The sequence below is a fragment of the Pseudomonas sp. TH08 genome (assembly GCF_016651275.1).
GTDB lineage: Bacteria > Pseudomonadota > Gammaproteobacteria > Pseudomonadales > Pseudomonadaceae > Aquipseudomonas.
The window spans coordinates 814,325-841,040 of the sequence record NZ_JAEKEE010000001.1; the positions used below are offsets into that span (position 1 = coordinate 814,325).

The window sequence follows — 26,716 nt, forward strand, 5'->3', positions numbered from 1 at the left end:
TAAGGACCACACATGAGCAACACACGTATTGCGTTTATCGGTGCGGGCAACATGGCAGCCAGTTTGATCGGCGGCCTGCGCGCCAAAGGTCTGGAAGCTGCACACATCCGTGCCAGCGATCCGGGCGAAGAAACCCGCGCCAAGGTCAGTGCTGAGCACGGCATCGAAACGTTTGCCGACAACGCTCAGGCCATCGACGGCGTCGACGTGGTCGTGCTGGCGGTCAAGCCACAAGCCATGAAAGCCGTGTGCGAAGCGATTCGCCCGAGCCTGAAGCCGAATCAACTGGTGGTGTCGATCGCCGCCGGCATCACCTGCGCAAGCATGACGGCCTGGCTCGGCGAGCAGCCAATCGTGCGCTGCATGCCGAACACGCCGGCGCTGCTGCGCCAAGGCGTCAGCGGCTTGTACGCGACTCACGAAGTGACTGCCGAACAACGTCAGCAAGCCGAAGAGTTGCTGTCCGCCGTTGGTATCGCCCTGTGGCTGAACGAAGAGCAGCAACTGGACGCGGTCACTGCCGTGTCGGGTTCCGGCCCGGCGTACTTCTTCCTGCTGATCGAGGCCATGACCGCTGCTGGCGTCAAACTCGGCCTGCCCAAAGACATTGCTGAACAGCTGACCCTGCAGACCGCCCTCGGCGCCGCGCATATGGCAGTTTCCAGTGACGTCGATGCCGCCGAACTGCGTCGCCGCGTGACCTCGCCAAATGGCACCACGGAAGCCGCAATCAAATCATTCCAGGCCAATGGCTTCGAAGCCCTGGTCGAAACCGCACTCGGCGCCGCCGCGCACCGCTCGGCCGAAATGGCCGAACAACTGGGCAAATAAGGAGCCTTACATGATTGGATTGAACACCGCAGCGGTTTACGTGCTGCAAACCCTCGGCAGTCTGTACCTGCTGATCGTGCTGCTGCGCTTCGTCCTGCAGTTGGTGCGGGCGAACTTCTACAACCCGTTGTGCCAGTTTGTGGTCAAGGCGACACAACCGCTGCTCAAACCACTGCGTCGGATCATCCCGAGCATGTTCGGCCTCGACATGTCGTCGCTGGTGTTGGCGATTCTGGTGCAACTGGCGTTGATGGCGCTGACCCTGCTGCTGACTTACGGCACCACTGGTAATCCGCTGCAACTGTTCATCTGGTCGCTGATCGGCGTGACCGCGCTGTTCCTGAAGATTTTCTTCTTCGCCCTGATCATCAGCGTGATCCTCTCGTGGGTCGCACCGGGCAGCCACAATCCGGGCGCTGAGCTGGTCAATCAGATCTGCGAACCGGCGCTGGCGCCGTTCCGCAAGTTTCTGCCGAACCTCGGTGGGCTGGACTTGTCGCCGATCTTCGCGTTTCTGGCGTTGAAGCTGATCGACATGCTGGTGATCAACAATCTGGCGGCAATGACGATGATGCCGGAAATCCTGCGCTTGCTGATGTGAGCTGGTTCCGATGGGACGGTGACGACTTGATCCTCGAGTGTCACCTGCAACCGGCAGCCCGTAGCGATGACTTCGCCGGGCTGCACGGTGATCGCTTGAAGATTCGCCTCACCGCGCCGCCGGTCGAGGGCAAGGCCAATGCTTATCTGATGAGCTTTCTGGCCAAAGCGTTTGGGGTGTCCAAGAGCCAGGTCAGTTTGCTCAGTGGCGAATTGAACCGGCAGAAGCGCGTGAAGATCTGCTCGCCGAAGAAGTTGCCGGATTTGCCTGATCTGGTGCGCCCCTGATCGAGCAGTGCAGCACTTGTGGCGAGGGGATTTATCCCCGATGGGTGGCGAAGCCGCCCCTTGCTTTCTTCCAGCCAGTCCGCGTCAGCAGGTTTTGCGACTGCTGCGCAGCCGATCGGGGATAAATCCCCTCGCCACAGGGGTCGCGTTCAATGAATGAATCAGGCCTGATCGTTGCTTGCCGCTAACCCCCCCGGTCTTTAGACTTACGCCTCATTTCAACGAGAGCAGGGTCGATGCCAACTGCCTTTCCCCCCGATTCTGTTGGTCTGGTGACGCCGCAAACGGCGCACTTCAGCGAACCGCTGGCCTTGGCCTGTGGCCGTTCGCTGCCCGCCTATGACCTGATCTACGAAACCTACGGCACGCTCAACGCACAGGCGAGCAACGCCGTGCTGATCTGCCACGCCTTGTCCGGGCACCACCACGCTGCTGGCTATCACAGCGCCGACGACCGCAAACCCGGTTGGTGGGACAGCTGCATCGGCCCCGGCAAACCGATCGACACCAACAAGTTCTTCGTGGTCAGCCTGAACAACCTTGGCGGCTGCAACGGCTCCACCGGCCCAAGCAGCATCAACCCGGAGACCGGCAAGCCGTTTGGTGCCGACTTCCCGGTGCTGACCGTGGAAGACTGGGTCCACAGCCAGGCGCGCCTCGCTGACCTGCTCGGCATCGGCCAGTGGGCAGCGGTCATCGGCGGCAGCCTTGGCGGCATGCAGGCGTTGCAATGGACCATCACTTATCCGGATCGCGTGCGTCACTGCCTGGCCATCGCTTCGGCACCCAAGTTGTCGGCGCAGAACATCGCCTTCAACGAAGTGGCGCGTCAGGCGATCCTCACCGACCCGGAATTCCACGGCGGTTCGTTCCAGGAAGCGGGCGTGATCCCCAAGCGTGGCTTGATGCTGGCACGCATGGTCGGGCACATCACCTACCTGTCCGACGATTCCATGGGCGAGAAATTCGGCCGAGGTCTGAAGAGCGAAAAGCTCAACTATGACTTTCACAGTGTCGAGTTCCAGGTCGAAAGCTACCTGCGTTATCAGGGCGAAGAGTTCTCCGGTCGTTTCGACGCCAACACCTATCTGTTGATGACCAAGGCGCTGGATTACTTCGATCCGGCGGCGAACTTCGACGATAACCTGGCGAAAACCTTCGAGAACGCCACGGCCAAGTTCTGCGTGATGTCGTTCACCACTGACTGGCGCTTCTCCCCGGCCCGTTCGCGTGAGCTGGTCGATGCATTGATGGCGGCGCGCAAAGACGTCAGCTATCTGGAAATCGACGCACCGCAGGGCCACGACGCCTTCCTGATTCCGATCCCGCGCTACTTGCAGGCGTTCGGCAATTACATGAACCGCATCACGTTGTGAGAAAGCCATGAGAGCTGATCTGGAAATCATCCAGGAATGGATCCCCGCCGGCAGCCGCGTCCTCGACCTCGGTTGCGGTGACGGCGAACTGCTGACCTGGCTGCGTGACCACAAGAACGTTACCGGTTATGGCCTGGAAAACGACGCCGACAACATCGCCGAGTGCGTGGCCAAGGGCATCAACGTCATCGAGCAGGATCTGGACAAGGGGCTGGGCAACTTCGCCAGCAACAGTTTCGACATCGTCGTGATGACTCAGGCCCTGCAAGCCGTGCATTACCCGGACAAGATCCTCGATGAGATGCTCCGGGTCGGCCGTCAATGCATCATCACCTTCCCGAATTTCGGCCACTGGCGCTGCCGCTGGTACCTGGCGAGCAAGGGCCGCATGCCGGTTTCCGAGTTCCTGCCTTACACCTGGTACAACACGCCGAACATTCACTTCTGCACTTTCGAAGATTTTGAAGAGCTTTGTCGCGAACGTGACGCGAAGGTCATTGATCGGCTTGCCGTGGATCAACAGCACCGCCACGGGTGGGCCAGTAAGCTATGGCCTAATCTGTTAGGTGAGATTGGGATCTACCGCGTCAGCAGCCCAGTGCTTGCCGATCACAAAGTCGCGGTCTGAGCCACGACATTTCGAGGAGAACGATCATGGGTCGTTTAGCGTTGTTGTTATTGACTGCCTGCCTGAGCGCCAGCGCGCTGGCGGCGGACGTCATCAAGGGCGAGCGTCAGGAAACCTTTGGCGACGTGACGGTGCACTACAACACTTTCAACTCGACGTACCTGCAACCGGACATCGCCAAAGCGGCGGAGCTGATTCGCAGCAAGAACCAAGGCGTGATCAATGTCTCGGTGGTCAAGGACGGCAAACCGCTGATCGCCAACGTCACCGGCACGGTCAAAGACCTGACCAGCCAAAGTGTGCCGTTGAATTTCCGCCAGATCACCGAACAGGGCGCGGTGTACTACATCGCCCAGTACCCGGTTGACCAGCAGGAAACCCGCACCTTTGAAATCAAGGTGCAGAACGGCGACAAGATCAACACCATCAATTTCAACCAAGAACTCTTTCCCGGCGAATGATGAACCTCAAGCAACTCGTACTGGCCAGCCATAACGCCGGCAAACTCAAAGAACTTCAGGCCATGCTCGGCGAATCGGTGCAACTGCGCTCGATTGGCGAGTGGAGCAAGGTCGAGCCGGAAGAAACCGGTCTGTCGTTCGTCGAGAACGCCATCCTCAAGGCGCGCAACGCCGCGCGTATTTCCGGATTGCCGGCGCTGGCCGATGATTCCGGGCTGGCTGTGGATTTTCTCGGCGGTGCGCCGGGTATCTACTCGGCGCGTTATGCCGATGGCAAGGGCGATGCGGCGAACAATGCCAAACTGCTCGACGCCTTGAAGGATGTCCCGGAAGCCGAGCGCGGCGCGCAGTTCGTGTGCGTGCTGGCGCTGGTGCGTCACGCCGATGATCCGTTGCCGATCCTCTGCGAAGGCCTGTGGCACGGACGGATTCTGACCGCTGCCAGTGGCGAACACGGTTTCGGTTATGACCCGCTGTTCTGGGTGCCGGAGCGGAACGTGTCGAGCGCCGAACTGAGCCCGGCCGACAAGAACCAGATCAGCCACCGCGCCCGTGCAATGGATCTGCTGCGCCAGCGTCTGGGCTTGAAATGACCGGTGATTCTTCTGCGTCGTCGCTGATCATCGGCGGCGGCGCTGCTTCGCCTCGGGCGCCGCTGCCAACGCTGCCGCCCTTGTCGTTGTACATCCACATCCCGTGGTGTGTGCGCAAATGCCCGTATTGCGACTTCAACTCGCACACTGCCAGCCCGGTGCTGCCGGAGCAGGAATACGTCGACGCGTTACTGGCCGATCTCGATCAGGATCTGCACGCTGTTTACGGTCGTGAAATCACCTCGATCTTCTTTGGTGGCGGCACGCCGAGCCTGTTCAGCGCTGAAGCGCTTGGGCGTTTGCTGGAAGGCGTCGAGCAACGTATTCCGTTTGCGCACGACATCGAAATCACTCTGGAGGCCAACCCCGGCACCTTCGAACAAGAGAAGTTTGTCGCGTATCGCCAGTTGGGGATCAATCGCCTGTCGATCGGCATTCAGAGTTTCCAGCAGGAAAAACTCAAGGCCCTCGGCCGGATTCACAACGGTGACGAAGCGGTGCGCGCGGCGGGTATGGCGCGGCAGGCCGGGTTCGATAACTTCAACCTCGACTTGATGCACGGCTTGCCGGATCAGTCGCTGGACGATGCCTTGAGCGATCTGCGCCAGGCCATCGAGCTGAAGCCGACGCACATTTCCTGGTATCAACTGACGCTGGAGCCGAACACGGTGTTCTGGAACCAGCCGCCGGTGCTGCCGGAAGACGACACGCTGTGGGACATCCAGGAAGCCGGGCAGGCGTTGTTGGCCGAGCACGGTTACGCGCAATACGAAGTCTCGGCTTATGCACAGGCCGGGCGGCCGGCGCGGCATAACCTCAATTACTGGAGCTTTGGCGACTTCATCGGCATCGGCGCTGGCGCCCACGGCAAGCTCAGCCACCCGGACGGACGTATCGTGCGTACCTGGAAGACGCGTCTGCCGAAGGACTACCTCAACCCGGCGAAAAGCTTTCAGGCCGGAGAGAAATCGCTGACCAACGACGAGCTGCCGTTCGACTTTCTGATGAACGCGCTGCGGCTGACCGATGGTGTGGAATCGCGCCTGTATCCGGAACGCACTGGCCTGTCGCTGGACAGCCTCGCAGAAGCCCGCTCGGACGCCGAACAAAGCGGTCTGTTGCAGGTCGAACCGTCACGTCTGGCGGCGACCGAGCGCGGACAACTGTTCCTCAACGATTTGCTGCAGAAATTTCTGAGCTGAGCCCAACGCCCAACGGCTGCCCCAAGGAAAAACGCATGGATTTGATACTCGACCTGCTCGCCACCGTCTCCCGCTGGAGCCGCAGCAACCTCTCGGAAATCGCCCTCGCGCTGGTTGGCTGCCTGCTGGTGCTGTTCGGTGCTGATTTCAAAGGCTGGGTCGAGCAACGCCTGGGCAGCATCGCCGGCGCCCTGCGCGTGCCACTGATGGCCCTGCTCTGCCTGATCGGCAGTGGCGCCGCACTGATCTACGCCACACCGTGGGTGATCAAGGGGTTGAGCCAGTTCAACAACTACAGCCTGGCACCAGTGCTGCTCGTGGTGCTGGTGTTGATTGGCGTAGTCGCCGACCGCCGCTGATTTCAGTACACACATAACATCTGTAGGAGCTGCGGCACGCTGCGATCTTTGGATCTGCTCTTTCAAGATCAAAAGATCGCAGCGTGCCGCAGCTCCTACATCGGATTGCGCGAAGAGACAGGGACGTTCATGAACAAAAAACTGTTGGACGAGACAAGCAAATTTCTCAGCTTCGTTTTGCGCCACGAGCCTCAAGCCATTGGCCTTACGCTGGACTCAGAAGGCTGGGCGAATATCGAAGTGTTGATCAGCGGTGCGGCACGCGACGGTCGCACTCTCGATCGCGCACTGATCGAAATCGTTGTTGCGAGCAGCGACAAGAAGCGCTTTTCGATTTCTGAGGACGGCCAAATGATTCGTGCCGTGCAGGGCCACTCGACGAAAAGTGTGGAACTGCAGCTTGAGGCAAAACAGCCCCCGAAGACGCTGTATCACGGTACGGCGACGCGCTTCATGGACTCGATCAACCAGCAGGGATTGATACCGGGATCGCGCCATCATGTGCATCTCTCGCAAGAAACCACCACCGCCTCAGCCGTAGGTCAACGCTACGGCACTGTGGTGATCCTGAAAGTTGCCGCACAGCAGATGCAGGAACAGGGCTTCAAGTTCTATCAGGCAGAGAATGGCGTCTGGCTGACAGAGCAAGTACCGGTGCGCTTCATCTCTACCCTGTAACTTCTCGAACACCCAAAACAACTGTAGGAGTGAGCCTGCTCGCGATAGCGGTCTGACATTCAACCTCTTCGGTGACTGTCAGTCCGCTTTCGCGAGCAAGCTCGGCTCCTACAGGGAGTGTTGCGTGATGCTCAGGACTGTTTTTCGAACTTCAGATCCCAGACGCCATGGCCAAGACGTTCGCCGCGGCGTTCGAACTTGGTGATCGGGCGTTCGGCCGGGCGCGGTACGCACTTGCCGTCTTCGGCGAGGTTGCGATAGCCCGGGGCGACGTTCATCACTTCCAGCATGTATTCGGCGTACGGTTCCCAGTCGGTGGCCATGTGCAGAATGCCGCCGACCTTCAACTTGCTGCGCACCAGTTCAGCGAACGATGCCTGAACGATACGACGCTTGTGGTGACGGCTTTTGTGCCACGGATCCGGGAAGAACAGCATCAGGCGATCGAGGCTGTTGTCGGCGATGCAGCGGTTGAGCACTTCGATCGCGTCGCAATCGTAGACCCGCAGGTTGGTCAGGCCCTGAGTCAGCACGCCATTGAGCAGCGCGCCAACACCCGGACGGTGAACTTCCACGCCGATGAAGTCCTGATCCGGCGCGGCGGCGGCCATTTCCAGCAGCGAGTGGCCCATGCCGAAACCGATCTCCAGTGAGCGCGGTGCCGAACGGCCAAACACCTGATCGTAATCCACCGGCGCGTCGGCCAGCGGCAACACGAACAGCGGCGTGCCTTGATCCAGACCTTTTTGCTGGCCTTCGGTCATGCGCCCGGCGCGCATCACGAAACTCTTGATGCGGCGGTGTTGGCGCTCGTCGCCTTCTTCCGTCTGGATAGGCGTGTCGTTCGATTCAGTCATCAATGGCTCTTACTTGATCAGACCATCCAGCGGCGAAGAGGCGCTGGCATAGAGTTTTTTCGGCATACGACCAGCGAGGTAGGCCAGACGGCCCGCGACGATCGCATGTTGCATGGCTTGCGCCATCATCACCGGTTGCCCTGCGTGGGCGATGGCCGAGTTCATCAGCACCGCATCGCAGCCCAGTTCCATGGCGATGGTTGCATCGGACGCAGTACCGACACCGGCATCGACCAACACAGGGATTTTCGCTTCTTCGAGGATGATCTGCAGGTTGTACGGGTTGCAGATGCCCAGACCGGAACCGATCAGACCGGCCAGCGGCATCACCGCGATGCAGCCGATTTCTGCCAGTTGGCGGGCGATGATCGGGTCATCGCTGGTGTAGACCATCACGTCGAAACCTTCTTTGACCAGCGTTTCGGCGGCCTTGAGGGTTTCGATGACGTTAGGGAACAGGGTCTTCTGGTCAGCCAGGACTTCCAGCTTCACCAGGTTGTGGCCGTCGAGCAGCTCACGGGCCAGGCGGCAGGTGCGCACGGCTTCGATGGCGTCGTAGCAACCGGCGGTGTTCGGCAGGAAGGTGTAACGCTCCGGCGACAGCACGTCGAGCAGGTTCGGCTCGCCTTCGATCTGGCCAAGGTTGGTACGGCGCACGGCGAAGGTGACAATCTCGGCACCCGAGGCTTCGATGGCCTGGCGGGTCTCTTCCATGTCACGGTACTTGCCGGTACCGACCAGCAAACGCGACTGGTAAGTACGACCGGCCAGCACAAAAGGCTTGTCGCTACGAACGATGCTCATGGGGAATCCTCTTTAGGAGTGAGGGTCTTGCAGAATTCTGTGCCCTTGCGAGCCGGGTGGCTAGCCGCCGCCGATGGCGTGCACGACTTCGACATTGTCGCCGTCGTTGAGCGTGGTCTCGGCATGCTGGCTGCGCGGGACGATATCCAGATTGAGTTCAACTGCCACCCGGCGTCCGGTCAGTTCCAGACGGGTGATCAGGGCCGCAACGGTTTCACCGTCGGGCAGTTCAAGGGATTCGCCGTTCAACTGAATGCGCATGCGCAACGCCGCCATCATTTTTAGGGGCTGGCATTCTAGCCCGATCATGACCTAAAGGTCAGCACCAAGCGTCAAGCGGTTAGCTGCAAGCGCCAGGCGGCGAGGCCCAGGCACAGCCAGCCGATCAGGAAGGCCAGGCCGCCGAACGGGGTGATGATGCCGAGCTTGCTGATGCCGGTGGTGGTCAGCACGTACAGGCTGCCGGAGAACAGCAGAATGCCGACGGTGAAGGAAACGCCGGCCCAAGCGACCAGTCGGCCCTGAATATGCGTGGCCAGCAGCGCAACGCCGAACAGCGCCAGCGTGTGCACCAATTGATAGGTGACGCCGGTGTGGAAAATGGCCAGATACTCCGGCGTCAGGCGGTTTTTCAGGCCGTGGGCGGCGAATGCGCCCAGCGCTACACCGGTAAAACCAAAGAAAGCGGCCAGCAGCAGAAAGCCACGCAACATGAAGAACTCCAGTCAGACTCGGTCGGCAGGGTCTGTATAATGGCCCGCTCCACGGGTTCGGCCAAGCCATCTCTATGCTGCGTACTATTTTCCGTCGTCTCACGAAGGCCCTGCTCTGGTTCGCGGGCGGCAGCATCGTGCTGGTGCTGATCTTTCGTTTCGTGCCGCCGCCGGGCACAGCGCTGATGGTCGAGCGCAAGGTCGAGTCCTGGGTCGACGGCGAGCCGATTGATCTGCAGCGCACCTGGAAGCCTTGGGACGAGATCTCCGATGATCTCAAAGTCGCCGTCATGGCCGGTGAAGATCAGAAATTCCCGGAGCACTGGGGTTTTGATTTCAGCGCGATCCAGGCCGCACTGGCGCACAACGAACTCGGCGGTTCGATTCGCGGCGCCAGTACGTTGAGCCAGCAAGTGTCGAAAAACCTGTTTCTGTGGGCGGGGCGCAGCTACCTGCGCAAAGGCCTCGAAGCCTGGTTCACGGCGCTGATCGAAGTGTTCTGGCCCAAGCAGCGGATTCTTGAGGTGTACCTCAACAGCGTCGAATGGGATGACGGCGTGTTCGGCGCCGAAGCTGCCGCCCGCCATCACTTCGGCGTGAGTGCCAAGTCGTTGTCCCGCCAGCAGGCGAGTTATCTGGCGGCGGTGTTGCCGAATCCGCGCGTGTGGAGCGCCAGCCACCCGACCGCTTATGTGTCGCGCCGCGCTGGCTGGATTCGTCAGCAGATGAGCCAGTTGGGTGGCGACAGCTATCTGCTCGGTCTCAACGATTCGCGCCGTGCTCCGTGGGCGCAATAATTTGAAACGCAGTAGATCCCTGTAGGAGTGAGCCTGCTCGCGATAGCGGTTTGCCTGCCACATTTGTGGTGACGGACCTGACGCTATCGCGAGCAGGCTCACTCCTACAGGGGTTGTGGTGAATCACAAATGAAAACGCCCCGATCATTGCTGATCGGGGCGTTTTTTATTGCCTGCTCACCGGTTACGCGGCGATCGACAACTTGAGCTTGTTCATCGCGCTCTTCTCGAGCTGACGGATACGCTCGGCCGACACGTTGTACTTCTGCGCCAGGTCGTGCAGCGTGGCCTTCTCTTCTGCCAACCAGCGCTGGTAGAGGATGTCACGGCTGCGGTCGTCCAGCACTTCCAGCGCTTCGTGCAGGTTGTGGTTGGAGTTGTCACTCCAGTCGGCATCTTCCAGTTGACGCGCCGGGTCGTACCGGTGGTCTTCCAGATAGTTGGCCGGCGACTGGAAAGCACTGTCGTCGTCGGCTTCAGCCGCCGGGTCGAAGGCCATGTCATGGCCTGTCAGGCGACTTTCCATCTCGCGCACTTCCCGCGGCTCAACACCGAGGCTTTCCGCCACACGGTGGACTTCCTCGTTGTTCAGCCACGCCAGACGCTTCTTCTGGCTGCGCAGGTTGAAGAACAGCTTGCGCTGGGCCTTGGTGGTCGCGACTTTCACAATGCGCCAGTTGCGCAGGATGAACTCGTGAATTTCCGCCTTGATCCAGTGCACAGCGAACGACACCAGACGCACACCCATTTCCGGGTTGAAGCGTTTGACGGCCTTCATCAGGCCGACGTTACCTTCCTGGATCAGGTCAGCCTGAGCCAGACCGTAGCCGGAATAGCTACGGGCAATGTGTACGACAAAACGCAGGTGGGCGAGCACCATCTGCCGAGCCGCCCCCAAATCCTGCTCATAGTAGAGACTCTCGGCCAGTTCACGCTCCTGCTCCGGCGTCAGCAATGGAATGCTGTTGACGGTGTGTACATAGGCTTCCAGGTTCGCACCGGGAACCAACGCATACGCAGGTTGCAAAGAATTGGTCATACGAAAAAACCTCCGACTTACAGACTCATGCCTTTCAGCACTGCGAAAAATTGACCGGAAACTCAAGTACAAGTTCCCAAAAAAACCGCGAGGCCAATCACGCGCAAAAAAGATTCTACTTCGGCGCCAGCTCCCTGAGATGACGTGCGACTGCAATCCATGCACCGATATAACCCAACAGCACCGCGCCAAGCAAGAGCGACAGACCGTCGGCAACTGGCACTCCGGCCAGCGCGAAATCACTGCCGTACAAGCCGGCCAATCCAACCACCGCATCGTTCAGCCAGTTCAGGCCGAACGCCAATACACCCCAGGACAACAGCCCTGCACCGAAACCATACAGCGCGCCCATATAAAGGAAGGGACGCCGCACATAGCTGTCAGTGCCGCCGACGAGTTTAATCACTTCTATCTCGGTGCGGCGGTTTTCAATATGAAGACGAATGGTATTGCCTATCACCAAAAGTAATGCAGAAACCAACAGCACTGTCAGACCGAAGACAAACCGGTCGCCCAGCTTGAGGATGGCGGCCAGACGCTCGACCCAGACTAGATCAAGTTGCGCCTGTTGTACCTTGGGCAGCTCGGAAAGTTTTTGTCTTAATGCTTCCAGCGTCGGCTTGTCGACCTCGTTCGGGGTCACCAGCACCACGCCCGGCAACGGGTTCTCCGGCAGCTCGCGCAGGGCTTCGCCCAATCCGGACTGCTGCTGGAACTCCTCCAGCGCCTGATCGCGGCCGACATATTCAGCATCAGCTACGCCGGGCATGCCTTTGATCTGCTCGCGCAAGGCTTCACCCTGCTGCGGGCTGGCGTCGAGTTGCAGATACAAAGAGATCTGCGCCGCGCGCTGCCACGAACCGCCGAGACGCTCGACGTTGTTGAGCAGCAGCGACAAGCCCATCGGCAGGCTCAGCGCCACAGCCATCACCATGCAGGTGAAGAAGCTGCCGATCGGCTGCTTGCCGAGGCGGCGCAGGCTGTCGAGCAGGCTGGCGCGATGGCTTTCGACCCAGGCACGGAACAACGTGGCGAAGTCCGGGCCGTCGTCTTCGTCGTGTTTTTTCTTCTTTGGCGGCTGTGGATCGGCGGCTTTCGGGGCCACGCGCTCGGAAACCTTCGGACTGCGTGTTGCGCTCATTCCCCTGCCTCCCCGTCGCCGATCAATCGGCCACGTTGCAAGGTCAGCATGCGGTGGCGCATGCGTGCGATCAACGCCAGGTCGTGACTGGCGATCAACACGCTGGTGCCCAGACGGTTGATGTCTTCGAACACGCCCATGATCTCGGCCGCCAGACGCGGGTCGAGGTTACCGGTCGGTTCGTCGGCCAGCAGCAAGGCCGGGCGATGGACGATGGCGCGGGCAATACCGACGCGCTGTTGCTGACCGGTGGACAGGTCGCCGGGGTAAAGATCGGTTTTGTCCGACAGGGCCACACGCTCCAGCGCCGAATCGACACGCTTGGCGATCTCGGCTTTGGACAGACCAAGAATCTGCAGCGGTAACGCGACGTTGTTGAACACCGTGCGATCAAACAACAACTGGTGATTCTGGAACACCACGCCGATCTGCCGACGCAGGAACGGAATCTGCGCGTTGCTGATGGTGCTCAGGTCTTGCCCGGCCAGCAGCAATTTGCCGCTGGTCGGACGTTCCATCGCCAACAACAGGCGCAACAGGGTGGATTTACCGGCACCGGAGTGGCCGGTGACAAACAAGAACTCGCCACGACGGACTCGAAAGCTCAGCTCATGCAAGCCGACGTGACCGTTCGGGTAGCGTTTACCGACCTGTTCGAAACGAATCATGAACGCTCCCGCTCGGCAAACAGTGCCTGGACAAAGGGTTCTGCTTCAAAAGTACGCAAATCGTCGATGCCTTCACCGACGCCGATGTAGCGGATCGGCAGGCCGAATTGCTTAGCCAGGGCGAAAATCACCCCGCCCTTGGCGGTGCCGTCGAGCTTGGTCAGCGCCAGGCCGGTCAGTTCGACGGTCTGGTTGAATTGCTTGGCCTGGTTGATGGCGTTCTGGCCGGTGCCGGCGTCGAGCACCAGCAGCACTTCGTGCGGCGCGTCGGCGTCGAGTTTGCCGATCACCCGGCGAACCTTTTTCAGTTCTTCCATCAGGTTGTCTTTGGTGTGCAGGCGACCGGCGGTGTCAGCGATCAGTACGTCGATGCCACGGGCCTTGGCGGCCTGCACGGCGTCGAATATCACCGAAGCCGAGTCGGCGCCAGTGTGCTGAGCGATGACCGGGATCTTGTTGCGCTCGCCCCAGACCTGCAATTGCTCCACGGCAGCGGCGCGGAAGGTGTCACCGGCGGCAAGCATGACTTTCTTGCCTTCCAGTTGCAGCTTCTTCGCCAGTTTGCCGATGGTGGTAGTTTTGCCGGCGCCGTTGACGCCGACCACCAGAATCACGAACGGCTTGTTCTGCGAGACGATTTTCAACGGTTGTTCGACCGGCTTGAGCATCGCGGCCAGTTCGGCCTGCAGGGATTTGTACAGCGCGTCGGCGTCGGCCAGCTCTTTGCGGGCGACCTTCTGGGTCAGGCGCTGGATGATCTGCGTGGTGGCTTCGACGCCCACGTCGGCGGTGAGCAGACGGGTTTCGAGGTCATCGAGCAGATCGTCATCAATAGTTTTACGGCCAAGGAACAGGCTGGCCATGCCCTCGCCGATGCTGGCGCTGGTCTTCGACAGACCTTGTTTCAGGCGGGCGAAGAAACCGGCTTTGGTTTCTTCGGTGCGCGGAGCTTCGGTGGGCGCTTCAACGGCTGCTTCGGCAACCACTTCAACCGGCACAACTGGCGCAGCGACGACAGGTGCAGGTGCAGGCTGTTGAATGACCGGAGCTACGGGCGCAACAGCTACCGGGGCAACTGGCTCAGGAATCACAGGTTCGGCAACAACAGGCTCAGGGACAACCGGCGCAGGCTCGACAATCGGCTCGACCACAGGCGCCGGAGCAACCTCGGTAACCAACGCGGCAGGCGCAGGAATCACTGGCGTCACGTGCGGCGCAGCCTCTTCAACCAACGCCACTGGCTCTTCCGCCACCGGCAAGGTCAGCCACGGCTCGGCCGCCGGCGTCAGTGGCAACTCGGCCACCATTGGCGCTTCTGGCTCGGGCTCGGGCTCGGGCTCGGGCTCAACCGACGGTTGCAACACCGGCTCGGCAATCGGGAGGACAATCGGCGCCGGCTCTTCTTCTACAACAGGCGCAGGTGCCGGGGCGGGCTCAGGAATCGCGGGCGGCTGTTCGACGACGGGTTGCTGCGGTTTCTTACGCAGCCATCCGAACAGGCTTTTCTTCTCGCCAGCCGCAGCTGGGGTCTTCTTGTCGTCGTTGGAACCAAACATGGAGGACGGCTATCTCACGGTAGCGACGCGCCATAAGGGCGCCCCGGCAAATAAATATTCGATGCAGAACAGACTGTGTTTCATCCAGCTTGTTCACGCGCAACATTTTGTCGAGGCGCCACAGGCACCTCAAAGGTCGATTAATACGAAGGACTGGAACGGCATCGTCGGCGAAAACGCAGAGTTTAGCTGACAAACTCAAAGCTTCTGCCGGAAACCCATACAACCTATCGACCGATCAGTGGCCTGATAGGCGTGGCCGCCAGTAAAACGGATCAGTATCCTAGGACGTGTCATCGATCATTACCAGTACCGCGTGGCCGCCTGAAAACGGGCCAGACAAGGCGCAGGCTGCAGGGAATGTGCTTTCCTTCCCAAGGACTGCAACGCAGTATGGCCCGTTTTCAGGCGCCACCCGGAGGGCCGGGCCTGATAGTGTGCAGGGCTGCGTTGCTCGGAGTTTATTTGAAACGACCAAACCGCACTCCTCGCGCCTTGCCCTGCACACTATCAGGCGCCGGCGCGGTACTGGTAATGATCGATGACACGTCCTACCTCCTCGCCCGCCTAGGCTAAGACCAAGCGGGCAGCCCAACAGGTTAAAAAACGAATGAATGCTCTAGCCCGCCGCGCCGCAGGCCTGCTGCTCAGCACAGTCTGCCTGCCCCTTTCGGCCCTGGCGGCCGACCCGCAACCGACTCACGAATTCACCCTCGACAACGGCCTCAAGGTCGTCGTGCGCGAAGACCATCGCGCGCCAGTGGTGGTCTCGCAGGTCTGGTACAAGGTCGGCTCCAGCTACGAAACCCCGGGCCAGACCGGTCTGTCACACGCGCTTGAGCACATGATGTTCAAGGGCACCGAAAAAGTCGGCCCCGGCGAAGCGTCGCTGATCCTGCGCGACCTCGGCGCCGAAGAGAACGCTTTCACCAGCGACGACTTCACCGCTTATTACCAGGTTCTGGCCCGCGACCGTCTGGGCGTAGCGTTTGAGCTGGAAGCCGACCGCATGGCCAACCTGCGCCTGCCGGCGGACGAATTCGCCAAGGAAATCGAAGTCATCAAGGAAGAGCGCCGTCTGCGCACCGATGACAAGCCGATGTCCAAAGCCTACGAGCGCTACAAAGCCATGGCCTACCCGGCCAGCGGCTACCACACGCCCACCATCGGCTGGATGGCTGACCTCGACCGGATGAAGGTCGAAGAACTGCGCCACTGGTACCAATCCTGGTATGTGCCGAACAACGCCACGCTTGTAGTGGTCGGCGACGTCACCCCGGACGAAGTCAAAACTCTCGCCCAGCGCTATTTCGGCCCGATCGCCAAGCGCGACGTGCCACCGGCGAAAAAACCGCTGGAACTGGCCGAACCCGGCGAGCGCCAGATCACCCTGCATGTACAAACCCAGTTGCCTAGCCTGATGCTCGGTTTCAATGTGCCGAGCATCGCCACCGCTGAAGACAAGCGCTCGGTCAACGCTCTGCGCCTGATCTCGGCACTGCTCGACGGTGGTTACAGCGGCCGTATCCCGACACAACTGGAGCGCGGCGAAGAGCTGGTGTCCGGCGGTTCGTCGAGTTACGACGCCTACACCCGTGGCGACAGCCTGTTCACCCTGTCGGCAACCCCGAACACGCAGAAGAAAAAGACCATGGCGCAAGCCGAGGCCGGCCTGTGGAAACTGCTGGAGCAGCTGAAAACCACCGCGCCGTCCGCCGAAGAGCTGGAGCGCGTGCGTGCGCAAGTGATCGCCGGTCTGGTCTTCGAACGTGACTCGATCACCAGCCAGGCCACCGCCATTGGCCAGTTGGAAACCGTCGGCCTGTCGTGGAAACTGATGGACACCGAACTCGCCGATCTGGAAAGCGTCACTCCGCAAGATATCCAGAACGCCGCCAAGCTGTATTTCACCCGCGAACGTCTCAGCGTCGCCCACGTCCTGCCACTGGAGACGACTCATGAGTGAGCGCAAATCCCCACGCCTGCTGCTCGGCCTGATTGCTGTCGCGGTGATCGGCTCTGCCGCCTTCTACCTGACGCCAAGCGCTGACAGCAAGGCCAGCGAAGCCCTCGACAACGCCAAGTCCAGCCAGAAACTGCAATCGCTGGCCGAACTCGACGGCAAGGCCCCGGCCAGCCGCAAGCTCGACGTGCAAACCTGGAACACCGCCGAAGGCGCCAAGGTAATGTTCGTCGAAGCCCATGAGCTGCCGATGTTCGACATGCGCTTGATCTTTGCCGCCGGCAGCAGCCAGGACGGCAACGCGGCAGGTCTGGCGGTGCTGACCAACGCGATGCTCAATGAAGGTGTCGCCGGCAAAGACGTCGGTGCTATCGCTCAGGGCTTTGAAGGCCTCGGTGCCGATTTCGGCAACGGTGCTTTCAAGGACATGGCGCTGGCCTCGCTGCGCAGCCTGAGTGCTCCCGACAAACGCGAACCGGCGCTGAAACTGTTCGCCGAAGTGGTCGGCAAACCGACCTTCCCGGCCGACTCGTTCGCACGCATCAAGAACCAGATGCTTGCCGGTTTCGAGTATCAGAAACAGAACCCCGGCAAACTCGCCAGCCTCGAACTGATGAAGCGTCTGTATGGCGATCATCCGTACGCGCATTCGAGCGACGGCAATCCGCAGAGCGTACCGAAGATCACCCTCGCGCAGCTGCGTGAGTTCCACGCCAAGGCCTACGCGGCCGGCAACGTGGTGATCGCGCTGGTCGGCGACTTGTCCCGCGCGGAAGCCGAGGCAATTGCCAATCAGGTATCCACTGCCCTGCCGAAAGGCCCGGCGCTGGCGAAGATCGCTCAGCCGCAGGAACCGAAAGCCAGCGTCAATCACATCGAGTTTCCGTCGAAGCAGACCAACCTGCTGCTCGCGCAACTGGGCATCGACCGTGATGACCCGGACTACGCCGCCCTGTCGATGGGCAACCAGATCCTTGGTGGCGGTGGTTTCGGCACGCGGTTGATGAGTGAAGTCCGCGAAAAACGTGGCCTGACCTACGGCGTGTACTCGGGTTTCAGCCCGATGCAGGCGCGCGGGCCGTTCATGATCAACCTGCAGACCCGCGCAGAAATGAGCGAAGGCACCCTGAAACTGGTGCAGGACGTGCTCGCCGACTACCTGAAAAGCGGTCCGACGCAGAAAGAACTCGACGACGCCAAACGCGAACTCGCAGGCAGCTTCCCGCTGTCCACCGCAAGCAACGCCGATATCGTTGGCCAACTCGGCGCCATGGGCTTCTATAATCTGCCGTTGAGCTATCTGGACGACTTCATGCGTCAGTCGCAGAGCCTGACCGTGGAACAAGTCCGCGACGCCCTGAACAAACACCTGAGCACGGACAAAATGGTCATCGTCACCGCTGGCCCGACCGTGCCGCAAAAGCCGTTACCGGCCCCTTCTGATAAACCTGCCGAGCAACCGCTCGGGGTTCCGGAGCATTAATGGCTACTCGTCCCAAAAAACCGCTTCACAACGTGCATAACGGCGTTAACCAACTGCGCATCATTGGCGGCCAATGGCGCAGCCGCAAGCTGAGCTTCCCCGACGCGCCGGGCCTGCGCCCGACGCCGGACCGAGTGCGTGAAACCCTGTTCAACTGGCTGGCGCCGTACGTTGAAGGGGCCAAGGTGCTTGATCCGTTCGCCGGCAGCGGCGCGCTGTTTCTCGAAGCGCTGTCGCGTGGCGCGGCCATGGGTCAGGCGCTGGATGCCAGCAACATCGCAGTGTCCAGCCTGAAAGAACACCTCGGCACGCTGCGCTGCACCAACGGCCAGGTGCAAACTGCCGACGCCCTGCGCTATCTGGAAACCCAGACGGCGACACCGTTCGATCTGGTGTTCCTCGACCCGCCGTTCAACCAGAATCTGTTGCCCGCCGTTTGCACGCTGCTGGAAGAGCGTCAGTGGCTGGCTCCCGACTCGTGGATCTACACTGAAAGCGAAACGGCGCCGTCGACGCTGGGTCTGCCGGGCAACTGGCGCCTGCACCGCGAGCAAAAATCCGGGCGGGTTTATTACGCCCTCTGGCAGCGCAGCGCCTGATTCGCCAAGTCCTGTGCGCTCACTGCGTCAGCGATAAATAGATACCGCACTTCGCCCCTCGACTCTCGCCAAAGTGGTTAGCGCACTCAGCGCTAACCACTTTGGACGATTCATCTATGGACATATTTTGCAGCCGGATGCTGCTCCTGCTTTGCCTGGCGCCCTTGATCAGCCTGGCCGCCCCACCTGCAACTCACTCATTCACCCTGGACAATGGCCTGAAAGTGCTGGTGCGCGAAGACCATCGCGCGCCGCTGGTAACTTCGCAACTCTGGTTCAGGGTGGGTTCCGCCGACGAGTCGCCAGGGCAGAGCGGAATATCCCACGCACTCGAACACATGCTCTACAAGGGCAGCAGCAAAACCTGCGCCGGTGAAGCGGCGGCGATCCTGCAAACCCTCGGCGCCCGGGAAAACGCTTTTACCCATAAAGATGCCACGGCCTATTACCAGACACTGGCGCCGCGCTATCTGGGCGTCGCATTCGAGCTGATGGCCGACCTGATGTCGACCGCCTATCTGCGCAGTGAAGACCTGATCGCGGAAATGGCGGTAATTCGCGAAGAACGTCGCTGGCGCACCGACGATGATGCCCACCATCTGGCCTTTGAACGCCTCACCGCCGTAGCGCATCTGGCCAACAGTTATCAGACGCCGATTCTCGGCTGGACGCATGACCTGCACCGTTTGAATGCCGACGCTCTGCGCCACTGGTACGAAAGCCGTTATGCGCCTGGCAACGCCACATTGGTGGTCGTCGGCGCGGTGACGCTTGATCAGGTCAAACCGCTGGTGCAGCGCTACTTTGGCCACCTGGCGACACGAAGCGTCACGCCGCCGGTGCAGCCGATGGAGCTGGCCCAACCCGGCGAACGCAAACTGACTCTGCATCTTCCTATCCACACACCGTTGATCATGATGGCCTTCAACGTACCGGGACTGACCACGGCCGAGAATCGGCGATCGGTGCACGCTTTGCGCCTGATCGATATGTTGCTGGGCGGCGCCCATAGCGCTCGCCTGCAAAAGCGCTTGCAGTATGCCGAACCACTGTTCAGCGAGATCAGCACCTCTTACGACCACCTGACGCGAGGCGACAGCCTGCTGTTACTGACGTCTGAACTTGCCAGCACTCACACCGATCCGCTCGACGCGGCGCAGACGCGAATCTGGCAGTTGATCGAAGAACTGCATGCCCAGCCGCCGACCGTCGAGGAACTGGAGCGCGCCCGCACGCAATTGATCGCCCGGCAGATCTATGCACGAGATTCAATCGTTGAACAGGCGCACCAGTTGGCCACGCTGGAGAGTATCGGTCTGCCCTGGCAGATGCTGGATCAGGATGCCGATGAACTGGCACAAGTGACACCCGCTGACATTCAGCAGGCCGCCGCTACGTTTTTGACCCGCGAACGCCTGACGGTCGCTCAGGTATTCAAGGAGGCAGGCCATGAGTAAGGAATTTCGGCGCGCCAGAAGCACATTGTTTGGGCTCGGACTCGTTACATGTCTGGCGGGCGCTCAAACACTGGCGGACACCGAGATTGTCGCGCCGACGAACTTCCCTGCGTCGCGCTTGCATTCGCTGCAGGTACTCGCCCCTCCTGTCGACGCTTCACGCATGCTGGACATCAAGGCCTGGAAGACCCTGACCGGCACCAAGGTGCTGTTCATCCGCACCGCCGAGCTGCCGATGTTCGATCTGCATGTCAGCTTCGCGGCGGGCAGTGCACGGGACGACAACCTGCCAGGGCTCGCCGCTGCCACGTTCAGCCTGCTCAATGAAGGCGTCGAAGACAAAGACCTGTCGGCCATTCTCGAAACCTTCGACGGCCTGGGTGCGCAGCTCGACATGAGCCTTGATCATGACCGCGCCAATCTGCACATGCGCAGTTTGAGCGATGCCCGGAAAAGCACGCCGGCCTTGCAGTTGTTTGCGCAGATCCTCGGCAAGCCATTGCTCGACGATGGCGCATTGAAGCGGGTGAAAAAGGTCCTGCGTGACCACCTCAAATTCAAATCGCCCGAGGCGGGCAATTCCGCCATGCACCAGGTGAGGACCTTGCTCGCCCCGGGCAGCCCCTACGCGCTGCCGTTCTATGGCACGGACCAGGGGTTGCAAGCAGTGACCCGGACAGCGGTCGAAGATTTCCACCAACGGTTCTACAGCGCCCGTCATGCACAGATCACGCTGGTCGGGGACCTGACGCTGGAACAGGCACAGGCCATCAGCCTGCAAATCAGCCATGCGTTGCCGACCACGCCGCCCGGAACTGCCAGCCCGCCGATACCCGCCTTGGGCCGGACGGGTGCTGAACTGACCCGCCACGAGGAGCAACCACAGACCCAGACCCATCTGCTGCTCGCTCAGTTAGCAGTGCCGCCTCAGCATCCGGATTACGTCGCGCTGTACGCCGCCAATCTAATATTGGGCGGGACGCCAAACAGTCGCTTGATGAACGAACTGCGCGAGCGACGCGGCTTGGTATACGACGTCGATTCCGACAACAGCCACTGGGCCGGTGCAGGCCTGATGAGCATCTCCCTGCAAGTCAGTCCGCAATTCGTTGAGGCTACGCTGGCGTTGACCCGGTCGTTGTTCAGTGACTTTCTGCGCGACGGGCCAACGCAACAGGAACTCGAGCAGATCAAGCAGTACGTGGCCAACATGAGCGCCTTCAACCGCGCCAGCAACCTGCAGATACTCAAGCAATTGGTGGCAATCAATCGCCACGACCTGCCTCTCGACCTCGACTACACGGTTCAGCAGGTTCAACGCCTGACCCTCCGGCAAATCCACGAAGCGCTGAACCGACAACTGGCCGCCGACCGCTGGCGCGTCCTGACCATCGGCGCAACCGTCGAGCAGCAGCCGTTGCCGGCACTGCCCGTCACACCGCCCGGCGCCTCCTCCCAGAGCATGTGTCGCGCCGAAGCAGGCTTTGTGGCAAGTTAGGTTTTAATTGAAAGCGGCAGGCGCCTGGCGTCGGCCGCTTTAGGTAAGACCTTGTCGAGATGTGTCGTGCAACCAAGCTCCCTGTCACCCAGCCTGCGTTTCAATCCAGCCTTCGGCCTCGGCAATCCGCACCTGCAAACCTTGTGGGGGCCGCTGTGGCGCAAAACCGTACACATCGAACGTGAGCGCGAGCGCTTGTGGCTTGAGGATGGCGACTTTCTCGACCTCGACTGGCATGGCCCGCATAGCGCCGACGCGCCGTTGGTGCTGGTACTGCATGGGCTGACCGGTTCCTCCAATTCTCCCTACGTGGCCGGCGTGCAAAAGGCCTTGGCCGATCAAGGCTGGGCCAGTGTCGCGCTGAACTGGCGCGGTTGCTCGGGCGAGCCGAATCTGTTGCCGCGCAGCTACCACTCCGGCGCCAGCGAAGACCTCGCCGAAACCATCAAACACCTGCGCGCCAAGCGTCCGTTGGCGCCGCTGTACGCAGTCGGCTATTCACTGGGCGGTAATGTTCTGCTCAAGCATTTGGGCGAAACCGGCAGCGCCAGCGGTGTGCTCGGTGCGGTAGCGGTTTCTGTGCCCTTTCGACTCGACCAATGTGCCGACCGCATCGGCCAGGGATTTTCCAAGGTCTATCAAGCGCACTTCATGCGCGAAATGGTCGCGTACATAAAAAACAAACAACGCCAGTTTCAGCATGACGGGCGCGAGGATGGACTGGCAGCGTTGGCAGCCCTTGGCTCACTGGAAAACATGCGCACGTTCTGGGACTTCGATGGTCGGGTGACCGCGCCATTGCACGGTTTCGATGATGCCGAAGACTACTATCGCCGGGCTTCGAGCCGTTATTTCCTCGGCGAGATTCGTACGCCGACCCTGATCATTCAGGCCGCGGACGATCCGTTTGTATTTCCCCATAGCCTGCCGTCGGCCGATGAACTGTCTGCCACCACGCAATTCGAGTTGCAGGCCAGGGGCGGGCATGTCGGTTTTGTCGATGGCTCGTTCCGCCAGCCTGCCTATTATCTGGAACGGCGCATACCTCAGTGGTTGGCCAGCGTGCCCTCATGAGCGATCAGGGCGAGTCGATCCGCTTTTGGCAAACCGCGCCATTGGCCGGGGTCGAACTGCTCTCGGCACGCTACATCGACCATCGCTTCGCCCCGCATGTCCACGACGGTTTTGTGATCGGCATGATCATGGCCGGCGCCCAGCGCTACCGTTATCGCGGCGCCGAACACCTGGCAGGCAGTGGCACGCTGGTGTTGATCAATCCGGATGAACTGCACACCGGGCACAAGGGCACCGAGGATGGCTGGCGGTACCGGGCGTTCTACCCCGAGACCGGCAAGATCATTTCGTTGCTGGAGGAGCTGGAACTGTCCACCAGCAACCTGCCGGCGTTTGGCGCCACGCTGTACCGCGACCCGGACCTGGTCAGTGGCTTCGCGCAGTTGCACCGCTTGCTCGAAAGCCCCGCCACGGCGCTGCAACAGCAAACGGTGTGGCGCGAGATGATGTTGCTGCTGTTGCAGCGCCACGCGGCGGTGCGAGATCTCGCCAACCCCGGCAAGGAGCATCGCGCGGTGCTGATCGCCAAGGATCTGCTGTATGCGCAACTGGCCGCGCCACCGTCGCTGGAAGAACTCGCGGCGGCGGTGAGTTTGTCGCCGTTCCACTTCGCCCGGGTGTTCCGCCGCGCAACCGGCATGCCGCCGCACACCTGGCTGATGCAGCAGCGCATTGCCCGGGCGCGGGCCTTGTTACAGAGTGGGTGCTTGCCGCTGGAAGTCGCGACACAGTTGGGGTTTGCCGACCAGAGCCACCTGAGCCGACAGTTCAAGCAGGCTTATGGCGTCGGCCCCGCCGCTTACCGCAGTGCCCGCCTTAAAAGCTAAAAGATCGCAGCCTGCGGCAGCGCCTACATGGAATGCATTCCAATGTAGGCGCTGCCGCAGACTGCGATCTTTTGATCTTATTCGCCGGTGGCAATACCGCGCGAAGGTTCGTTGATCCACTCGCTCCAAGACCCGGCGTACAACGATCCCAAGGGATACCCCGCCAGGCACAACGCAAACAGGTTATGACACGCCGTGACCCCGGAGCCGCAATAGGCAACCAATTCCGCTGGCGAACGTTGATCCAGTTTCGCTGCAAACCGCTGCTTCAACTGATCCGCCGGCAGGAACCGACCATCGCTCCCCAGGTTCTCGGTGAACGCTGCGCATTGTGCGCCCGGAATATGCCCGGCCACCGGATCAATCGGCTCGACCTCACCTTTAAAGCGCGGCAACGCCCGCGCATCGAGCAACGTCAGGCTCGGCTGGCCGAGGCGCTGCTGCAATTGCTCGGCACTGAGCAGCAAGCCCATGTCCGCCTGCCCACTGAAATCGCCACGGCTGACCGTTGGCGCATCCAGACTCAGCGGCAACCTCGCCGCATGCCAGGCCTTGAGCCCGCCATCGAGAATGAACACGCCATCACGCTTGCCCAGCCACGCCAGCAACCACCACGCCCGCGCCGCATAGGCACCGGGGCCGTCGTCATACAGAACCACGTCACTGTCGGCATTGATGCCCCAGGCTTGCAGACGCTCGATCAACGCTGCCGGTTCAGGCAACGGATGGCGCCCGGTTACACCCTTGAGCACTTTGCCGCTCAGGTCACGCTCAAGATCGGCGAAGCTCGCGCCGGCAATGTGCCCTTCGGCGTAGCTGCGCTGCCCGTAATCAGGATCTTCGAGGGCAAAACGACAATCGAGAATCACCAGCCCCGGCTGTTCCTTACGGGCATCCAATGCTTGCGGGCTGATCAGTTGCGCAATCGGCATAACGGGCTCCTGTGGGGTTGCAACGGTAATGTTTACTTTACGTCTTCGAGGGCCTGAGCCAGCGACACGTAGAACTCGTCGAACAGCGCATTGACCTGGTCTCGCGCCTCATCAGTGACAAACCCGGCCTCCAGCACCAACACCTGATAAACGCCACGTTTAACAGCTTGCTCGCTCAAGTGATTGGAGTTCTCGCGGGTGGTGCACAGAAAACGCACCCACGACGTCAGGATGATCCAGGCATTGAGGGTCAGGGATTCGATCTGCACGCGATCCATCTTGAGGATCCCGGCGGCGACAAAACCTTCGTAGATCGCCGCGCCTTGAATCACGCAGCGCTGGGAGAAGCGCCGATAGCGCGCCGCCAGTTCGGCATCGCTGTCGAGCAGATGCTCGAGATCGCGATGCAAAAAGCGGTAACGCCACATCGCCGAGAGCAGTTCCTTGAGATAGAAACGCTTGTCTTCGACCGTCGCGGCGCGTCCCTGCGGCGGGCGCAGAAAGCTGTCTACCAAGGCCTCGTACTCGCTGAACAGTACCGAGATGATCGCCTGCTTGTTAGGGAAGTGGTAGTACAGATTGCCCGGAGAAATCTCCATATGGGCAGCGATGTGGTTGGTGCTGATGCTGCGCTCGCCCTGCTGATTGAACAGCTCGAGGCTGTTCTGCACGATGCGCTCGCTGGTTTTTATTCGTGGGGCCATGGCTTGAGCTTTAATTCAGAGTGCGGTGAGGGGCATCTTACGACCTATCCGGAAATGGATAAAACAAAGCTGCACAAGGAAGTCATTTGACTTTATAGAGCATAGACTCTAAAAAGTTCCTCACTACAATAAATCCGGAGCCTACGATGACTGCCGATATTGCCTACCTGCAAACGCTGCAACAGCCATTGGAAGAGCTTGATCGGCTATTCGCAGCGCAACGCACCGCTTACGCTGCCAATCCTATGCCGCCCGCCGCCCAACGCCAGCAGTGGCTGAAGAGCTTGCGCGAGTTGTTGAGCAGCGAACGTCAGGCTTTGATCGACGCCATCAGCACCGACTTCAGTCATCGCAGCGCCGACGAGACCTTGCTCGCCGAATTGATGCCGAGCCTGCACGGCATTCATTACGCCAGTCGCCACCTCAAGGGCTGGATGAAACCTTCGCGGCGCAAGGTCGGCATGGCATTCCAGCCGGCATCAGCGAAGGTGGTTTACCAGCCGCTGGGCGTGATCGGTGTCATCGTGCCGTGGAACTACCCGCTGTATCTGGCCATCGGCCCATTGGTCGGCGCGCTGGCAGCGGGTAATCGGGTCATGCTCAAGCTCAGCGAATCGACCCCGGCCACCGGGCTGTTGCTTAAACAACTGCTGGCGAAGGTGTTTCCCGAGGATCAGGTCTGCGTGGTACTCGGCGAGGCGGACGTCGGCGTCGCATTCTCGCGCCTGCCCTTTGATCATCTGCTGTTCACCGGTTCCACCAGCGTCGGCAAGCACGTGATGCGCGCTGCCGCCGAGAATCTCACCCCGGTCACCCTCGAACTGGGCGGCAAGTCTCCGGCAATCGTCTCGCGCGACGTGCCCTTGAAGGATGCCGCCGAGCGCATCGCCTTCGGCAAAACCCTGAATGCCGGACAAACCTGCGTCGCCCCCGACTACGTGCTGGTGCCGGAAGACCGTGTCGGTGGTTTCGTCGAAGCCTATCGTCAAGCCGTGCAAAGCTTTTACCCCAACCTCGCCGACAATCCGGATTACACGGCGATCATCAACGAACGCCAGTTGGCGCGACTCAATGGCTACGTCAGCGATGCAACCAGCAAGGGCGCGCTGCTGATTCCGCTGTTCGAGCAAGGCCAGGGCCGACGCATGCCGCACAGTGTGCTGCTGAATGTCAGCGACGACATGACCGTGATGCAGGACGAGATTTTCGGTCCTTTGCTGCCAATCGTGCCGTATCAGGATCTGCAGCAGGCATTCGCTTACATCAATCAGCGCCCACGACCTCTGGCTCTTTACTACTTCGGCTACGACAAGCGCGAACAGAACCGTGTGCTGCACGAAACCCACTCCGGCGGGGTCTGCCTGAACGACACCTTGCTGCATGTGGCGCAGGACGATATGCCGTTTGGCGGCATCGGCCCGTCCGGCATGGGCCATTACCACGGGCATGAAGGCTTCCTGACGTTCAGCAAGGCCAAAGGCGTGCTGATTAAACAGCGCTTCAACGCGGCCAAACTGATTTATCCGCCTTACGGCAAATCGATTCAGAAACTGATCCAGAAACTGTTCATTCGCTAACGTTCGTCACC

Annotated in this window: 30 protein-coding genes; 20 read left to right on the top strand and 10 right to left on the bottom strand. The window is 60.7% G+C overall.

Going from position 1 to position 26,716, the window contains the following annotated elements:
- Nucleotides 1-12 precede the first annotated feature (12 nt).
- The 10 genes from proC (at nucleotide 13) to JFT91_RS03915 (ending at nucleotide 7,016) form a co-directional block, all read left to right on the top strand.
- Complete coding sequence (gene proC / locus JFT91_RS03870; RefSeq protein ID WP_201228824.1) at nucleotides 13-831, top strand: pyrroline-5-carboxylate reductase; 819 nt, start codon at nucleotides 13-15, stop codon at nucleotides 829-831.
- A 10-nt stretch (nucleotides 832-841) separates the two neighbouring features.
- Nucleotides 842-1,432: a YggT family protein gene (locus JFT91_RS03875; protein ID WP_201228822.1), complete on the top strand. Its 591-nt coding sequence runs from the start codon at nucleotides 842-844 to the stop codon at nucleotides 1,430-1,432.
- A complete protein-coding gene (locus JFT91_RS03880; RefSeq protein WP_201231622.1) occupies nucleotides 1,429-1,719 on the top strand; it encodes a DUF167 family protein in 291 nt (96 codons plus the stop codon). The genes JFT91_RS03875 and JFT91_RS03880 overlap by 4 nt, the downstream gene beginning before the upstream one ends.
- A 236-nt stretch (nucleotides 1,720-1,955) precedes the next feature.
- Nucleotides 1,956-3,095, top strand: coding sequence for a homoserine O-succinyltransferase MetX (metX, locus tag JFT91_RS03885; protein ID WP_201228819.1), 1,140 nt, complete (start codon nucleotides 1,956-1,958; stop codon nucleotides 3,093-3,095).
- A 7-nt stretch (nucleotides 3,096-3,102) separates the two neighbouring features.
- Complete coding sequence (gene metW / locus JFT91_RS03890; protein ID WP_201228816.1) at nucleotides 3,103-3,723, top strand: methionine biosynthesis protein MetW; 621 nt, start codon at nucleotides 3,103-3,105, stop codon at nucleotides 3,721-3,723.
- Between the two features lie 26 nt (nucleotides 3,724-3,749).
- A complete protein-coding gene (locus JFT91_RS03895) occupies nucleotides 3,750-4,184 on the top strand; it encodes a DUF4426 domain-containing protein (RefSeq protein ID WP_201231623.1) in 435 nt (144 codons plus the stop codon).
- Nucleotides 4,181-4,777, top strand: a complete 597-nt coding sequence (rdgB, locus tag JFT91_RS03900) for an RdgB/HAM1 family non-canonical purine NTP pyrophosphatase (protein WP_201147631.1) — start codon at nucleotides 4,181-4,183, stop codon at nucleotides 4,775-4,777. The genes JFT91_RS03895 and rdgB overlap by 4 nt, the downstream gene beginning before the upstream one ends.
- Nucleotides 4,774-5,979, top strand: coding sequence for a radical SAM family heme chaperone HemW (gene hemW / locus JFT91_RS03905; RefSeq protein ID WP_242489208.1), 1,206 nt, complete (start codon nucleotides 4,774-4,776; stop codon nucleotides 5,977-5,979). The genes rdgB and hemW overlap by 4 nt, the downstream gene beginning before the upstream one ends.
- Nucleotides 5,980-6,014: 35 nt before the next feature.
- Nucleotides 6,015-6,338, top strand: coding sequence for a DUF3392 domain-containing protein (locus JFT91_RS03910; RefSeq protein WP_008083808.1), 324 nt, complete (start codon nucleotides 6,015-6,017; stop codon nucleotides 6,336-6,338).
- 129 nt (nucleotides 6,339-6,467) lie between these two features.
- Nucleotides 6,468-7,016 (top strand): RNA 2'-phosphotransferase, encoded by a 549-nt coding sequence (locus JFT91_RS03915; RefSeq protein ID WP_201231624.1) that lies wholly within the window; start codon nucleotides 6,468-6,470, stop codon nucleotides 7,014-7,016.
- Between the two features lie 131 nt (nucleotides 7,017-7,147).
- Here the strand turns inward: JFT91_RS03915 and trmB are convergent, their stop codons facing one another.
- The 4 genes from trmB to JFT91_RS03935 form a co-directional block, all read right to left on the bottom strand.
- Nucleotides 7,148-7,873 carry a tRNA (guanosine(46)-N7)-methyltransferase TrmB gene (trmB, locus tag JFT91_RS03920; RefSeq protein WP_201231625.1) on the bottom strand — a complete coding sequence of 242 codons (726 nt, stop codon included), beginning with the start codon at nucleotides 7,871-7,873 and terminating at the stop codon, nucleotides 7,148-7,150.
- A 9-nt stretch (nucleotides 7,874-7,882) separates the two neighbouring features.
- Nucleotides 7,883-8,677, bottom strand: a complete 795-nt coding sequence (locus JFT91_RS03925; protein WP_201228808.1) for a thiazole synthase — start codon at nucleotides 8,675-8,677, stop codon at nucleotides 7,883-7,885.
- A 60-nt stretch (nucleotides 8,678-8,737) separates the two neighbouring features.
- A complete protein-coding gene (gene thiS / locus JFT91_RS03930; protein ID WP_201147634.1) occupies nucleotides 8,738-8,938 on the bottom strand; it encodes a sulfur carrier protein ThiS in 201 nt (66 codons plus the stop codon).
- Nucleotides 8,939-9,009: 71 nt separating this feature from the next.
- On the bottom strand, nucleotides 9,010-9,390 hold the full coding sequence (locus JFT91_RS03935) for a DUF423 domain-containing protein (protein WP_201231626.1): 381 nt from the start codon (nucleotides 9,388-9,390) through the stop codon (nucleotides 9,010-9,012).
- A 74-nt stretch (nucleotides 9,391-9,464) separates the two neighbouring features.
- Between JFT91_RS03935 and mtgA the strand changes: the two genes are divergently transcribed.
- The gene (mtgA, locus tag JFT91_RS03940; protein WP_201231627.1) at nucleotides 9,465-10,187 is read left to right on the top strand and encodes a monofunctional biosynthetic peptidoglycan transglycosylase; all 723 of its coding nucleotides are present in this window, start codon (nucleotides 9,465-9,467) and stop codon (nucleotides 10,185-10,187) included.
- 184 nt (nucleotides 10,188-10,371) lie between these two features.
- On the opposite strand, the gene rpoH is transcribed toward mtgA, so the two are convergent.
- The 4 genes from rpoH to ftsY form a co-directional block, all read right to left on the bottom strand.
- Nucleotides 10,372-11,226, bottom strand: a complete 855-nt coding sequence (gene rpoH / locus JFT91_RS03945) for an RNA polymerase sigma factor RpoH (protein ID WP_007897890.1) — start codon at nucleotides 11,224-11,226, stop codon at nucleotides 10,372-10,374.
- Between the two features lie 115 nt (nucleotides 11,227-11,341).
- Nucleotides 11,342-12,367 (bottom strand): permease-like cell division protein FtsX, encoded by a 1,026-nt coding sequence (gene ftsX / locus JFT91_RS03950; RefSeq protein WP_201229000.1) that lies wholly within the window; start codon nucleotides 12,365-12,367, stop codon nucleotides 11,342-11,344.
- Nucleotides 12,364-13,035, bottom strand: a complete 672-nt coding sequence (ftsE, locus tag JFT91_RS03955) for a cell division ATP-binding protein FtsE (protein WP_008065082.1) — start codon at nucleotides 13,033-13,035, stop codon at nucleotides 12,364-12,366. The genes ftsX and ftsE overlap by 4 nt, the downstream gene beginning before the upstream one ends.
- Entirely contained in the window at nucleotides 13,032-14,591 is a 1,560-nt protein-coding gene (gene ftsY, locus JFT91_RS03960) for a signal recognition particle-docking protein FtsY (protein WP_201231628.1), read from the bottom strand. Before ftsY ends, ftsE begins: the two co-directional genes overlap by 4 nt.
- Between ftsY and JFT91_RS03965 the strand changes: the two genes are divergently transcribed.
- The 8 genes from JFT91_RS03965 (at nucleotide 14,590) to JFT91_RS04000 (ending at nucleotide 23,492) form a co-directional block, all read left to right on the top strand.
- Nucleotides 14,590-14,784, top strand: a complete 195-nt coding sequence (locus tag JFT91_RS03965; protein ID WP_025112092.1) for a hypothetical protein — start codon at nucleotides 14,590-14,592, stop codon at nucleotides 14,782-14,784. The genes ftsY and JFT91_RS03965 overlap by 2 nt on opposite strands.
- 417 nt (nucleotides 14,785-15,201) lie before the next feature.
- Entirely contained in the window at nucleotides 15,202-16,557 is a 1,356-nt protein-coding gene (locus JFT91_RS03970; RefSeq protein WP_201229003.1) for a M16 family metallopeptidase, read from the top strand.
- A complete protein-coding gene (locus JFT91_RS03975; protein WP_201229004.1) occupies nucleotides 16,550-18,037 on the top strand; it encodes a M16 family metallopeptidase in 1,488 nt (495 codons plus the stop codon). Before JFT91_RS03970 ends, JFT91_RS03975 begins: the two co-directional genes overlap by 8 nt.
- Entirely contained in the window at nucleotides 18,037-18,636 is a 600-nt protein-coding gene (rsmD, locus tag JFT91_RS03980) for a 16S rRNA (guanine(966)-N(2))-methyltransferase RsmD (protein ID WP_201231629.1), read from the top strand. Before JFT91_RS03975 ends, rsmD begins: the two co-directional genes overlap by 1 nt.
- A gap of 116 nt (nucleotides 18,637-18,752) precedes the next feature.
- Nucleotides 18,753-20,093, top strand: coding sequence for a M16 family metallopeptidase (locus JFT91_RS03985; RefSeq protein ID WP_201231630.1), 1,341 nt, complete (start codon nucleotides 18,753-18,755; stop codon nucleotides 20,091-20,093).
- Nucleotides 20,086-21,591 carry a M16 family metallopeptidase gene (locus JFT91_RS03990; protein ID WP_201231631.1) on the top strand — a complete coding sequence of 502 codons (1,506 nt, stop codon included), beginning with the start codon at nucleotides 20,086-20,088 and terminating at the stop codon, nucleotides 21,589-21,591. Before JFT91_RS03985 ends, JFT91_RS03990 begins: the two co-directional genes overlap by 8 nt.
- Before the next feature lie 66 nt (nucleotides 21,592-21,657).
- Nucleotides 21,658-22,665, top strand: a complete 1,008-nt coding sequence (locus tag JFT91_RS03995; protein ID WP_347340622.1) for a hydrolase — start codon at nucleotides 21,658-21,660, stop codon at nucleotides 22,663-22,665.
- Entirely contained in the window at nucleotides 22,662-23,492 is an 831-nt protein-coding gene (locus JFT91_RS04000) for an AraC family transcriptional regulator (protein ID WP_201231632.1), read from the top strand. Before JFT91_RS03995 ends, JFT91_RS04000 begins: the two co-directional genes overlap by 4 nt.
- A gap of 77 nt (nucleotides 23,493-23,569) precedes the next feature.
- Here JFT91_RS04000 and JFT91_RS04005 read toward each other — a convergent pair whose 3' ends face one another.
- Nucleotides 23,570-24,424: a sulfurtransferase gene (locus JFT91_RS04005; protein ID WP_201231633.1), complete on the bottom strand. Its 855-nt coding sequence runs from the start codon at nucleotides 24,422-24,424 to the stop codon at nucleotides 23,570-23,572.
- A 32-nt stretch (nucleotides 24,425-24,456) separates the two neighbouring features.
- Nucleotides 24,457-25,128 (bottom strand): TetR/AcrR family transcriptional regulator, encoded by a 672-nt coding sequence (locus JFT91_RS04010; protein ID WP_201229009.1) that lies wholly within the window; start codon nucleotides 25,126-25,128, stop codon nucleotides 24,457-24,459.
- 146 nt (nucleotides 25,129-25,274) lie between these two features.
- On the opposite strand from JFT91_RS04010, the gene JFT91_RS04015 reads away from it, so the two are divergent.
- A complete protein-coding gene (locus JFT91_RS04015) occupies nucleotides 25,275-26,705 on the top strand; it encodes a coniferyl aldehyde dehydrogenase (protein ID WP_201231634.1) in 1,431 nt (476 codons plus the stop codon).
- The last annotated feature ends 11 nt before the right edge of the window (nucleotides 26,706-26,716 follow it).

Excerpts from the sequence above, each read along its gene's own strand:
- thiS (WP_201147634.1), bottom strand. The coding sequence starts at position 8,938 with ATGCGCATTCAGTTGAACGGCGAATCCCTTGAACTGCCCGACGGTGAA.
- JFT91_RS04005 (WP_201231633.1), bottom strand. The coding sequence starts at position 24,424 with ATGCCGATTGCGCAACTGATCAGCCCGCAAGCATTGGATGCCCGTAAG.
- hemW (WP_242489208.1), top strand. The coding sequence starts at position 4,774 with ATGACCGGTGATTCTTCTGCGTCGTCGCTGATCATCGGCGGCGGCGCT.
- ftsE (WP_008065082.1), bottom strand. The coding sequence starts at position 13,035 with ATGATTCGTTTCGAACAGGTCGGTAAACGCTACCCGAACGGTCACGTC.
- ftsX (WP_201229000.1), bottom strand. The coding sequence starts at position 12,367 with ATGAGCGCAACACGCAGTCCGAAGGTTTCCGAGCGCGTGGCCCCGAAA.
- JFT91_RS03990 (WP_201231631.1), top strand. The coding sequence starts at position 20,086 with ATGAGTAAGGAATTTCGGCGCGCCAGAAGCACATTGTTTGGGCTCGGA.
- JFT91_RS03910 (WP_008083808.1), top strand. The coding sequence starts at position 6,015 with ATGGATTTGATACTCGACCTGCTCGCCACCGTCTCCCGCTGGAGCCGC.
- JFT91_RS03965 (WP_025112092.1), top strand. The coding sequence starts at position 14,590 with ATGGAGGACGGCTATCTCACGGTAGCGACGCGCCATAAGGGCGCCCCG.
- JFT91_RS03985 (WP_201231630.1), top strand. The coding sequence starts at position 18,753 with ATGGACATATTTTGCAGCCGGATGCTGCTCCTGCTTTGCCTGGCGCCC.
- mtgA (WP_201231627.1), top strand. The coding sequence starts at position 9,465 with ATGCTGCGTACTATTTTCCGTCGTCTCACGAAGGCCCTGCTCTGGTTC.
- JFT91_RS03970 (WP_201229003.1), top strand. The coding sequence starts at position 15,202 with ATGAATGCTCTAGCCCGCCGCGCCGCAGGCCTGCTGCTCAGCACAGTC.
- JFT91_RS04010 (WP_201229009.1), bottom strand. The coding sequence starts at position 25,128 with ATGGCCCCACGAATAAAAACCAGCGAGCGCATCGTGCAGAACAGCCTC.
- JFT91_RS03975 (WP_201229004.1), top strand. The coding sequence starts at position 16,550 with ATGAGTGAGCGCAAATCCCCACGCCTGCTGCTCGGCCTGATTGCTGTC.
- rpoH (WP_007897890.1), bottom strand. The coding sequence starts at position 11,226 with ATGACCAATTCTTTGCAACCTGCGTATGCGTTGGTTCCCGGTGCGAAC.
- rsmD (WP_201231629.1), top strand. The coding sequence starts at position 18,037 with ATGGCTACTCGTCCCAAAAAACCGCTTCACAACGTGCATAACGGCGTT.
- metX (WP_201228819.1), top strand. The coding sequence starts at position 1,956 with ATGCCAACTGCCTTTCCCCCCGATTCTGTTGGTCTGGTGACGCCGCAA.
- rdgB (WP_201147631.1), top strand. The coding sequence starts at position 4,181 with ATGATGAACCTCAAGCAACTCGTACTGGCCAGCCATAACGCCGGCAAA.
- ftsY (WP_201231628.1), bottom strand. The coding sequence starts at position 14,591 with ATGTTTGGTTCCAACGACGACAAGAAGACCCCAGCTGCGGCTGGCGAG.
- JFT91_RS04015 (WP_201231634.1), top strand. The coding sequence starts at position 25,275 with ATGACTGCCGATATTGCCTACCTGCAAACGCTGCAACAGCCATTGGAA.
- JFT91_RS03875 (WP_201228822.1), top strand. The coding sequence starts at position 842 with ATGATTGGATTGAACACCGCAGCGGTTTACGTGCTGCAAACCCTCGGC.
- trmB (WP_201231625.1), bottom strand. The coding sequence starts at position 7,873 with ATGACTGAATCGAACGACACGCCTATCCAGACGGAAGAAGGCGACGAG.
- JFT91_RS03895 (WP_201231623.1), top strand. The coding sequence starts at position 3,750 with ATGGGTCGTTTAGCGTTGTTGTTATTGACTGCCTGCCTGAGCGCCAGC.
- metW (WP_201228816.1), top strand. The coding sequence starts at position 3,103 with ATGAGAGCTGATCTGGAAATCATCCAGGAATGGATCCCCGCCGGCAGC.
- proC (WP_201228824.1), top strand. The coding sequence starts at position 13 with ATGAGCAACACACGTATTGCGTTTATCGGTGCGGGCAACATGGCAGCC.
- JFT91_RS03935 (WP_201231626.1), bottom strand. The coding sequence starts at position 9,390 with ATGTTGCGTGGCTTTCTGCTGCTGGCCGCTTTCTTTGGTTTTACCGGT.
- JFT91_RS03915 (WP_201231624.1), top strand. The coding sequence starts at position 6,468 with ATGAACAAAAAACTGTTGGACGAGACAAGCAAATTTCTCAGCTTCGTT.
- JFT91_RS03925 (WP_201228808.1), bottom strand. The coding sequence starts at position 8,677 with ATGAGCATCGTTCGTAGCGACAAGCCTTTTGTGCTGGCCGGTCGTACT.
- JFT91_RS04000 (WP_201231632.1), top strand. The coding sequence starts at position 22,662 with ATGAGCGATCAGGGCGAGTCGATCCGCTTTTGGCAAACCGCGCCATTG.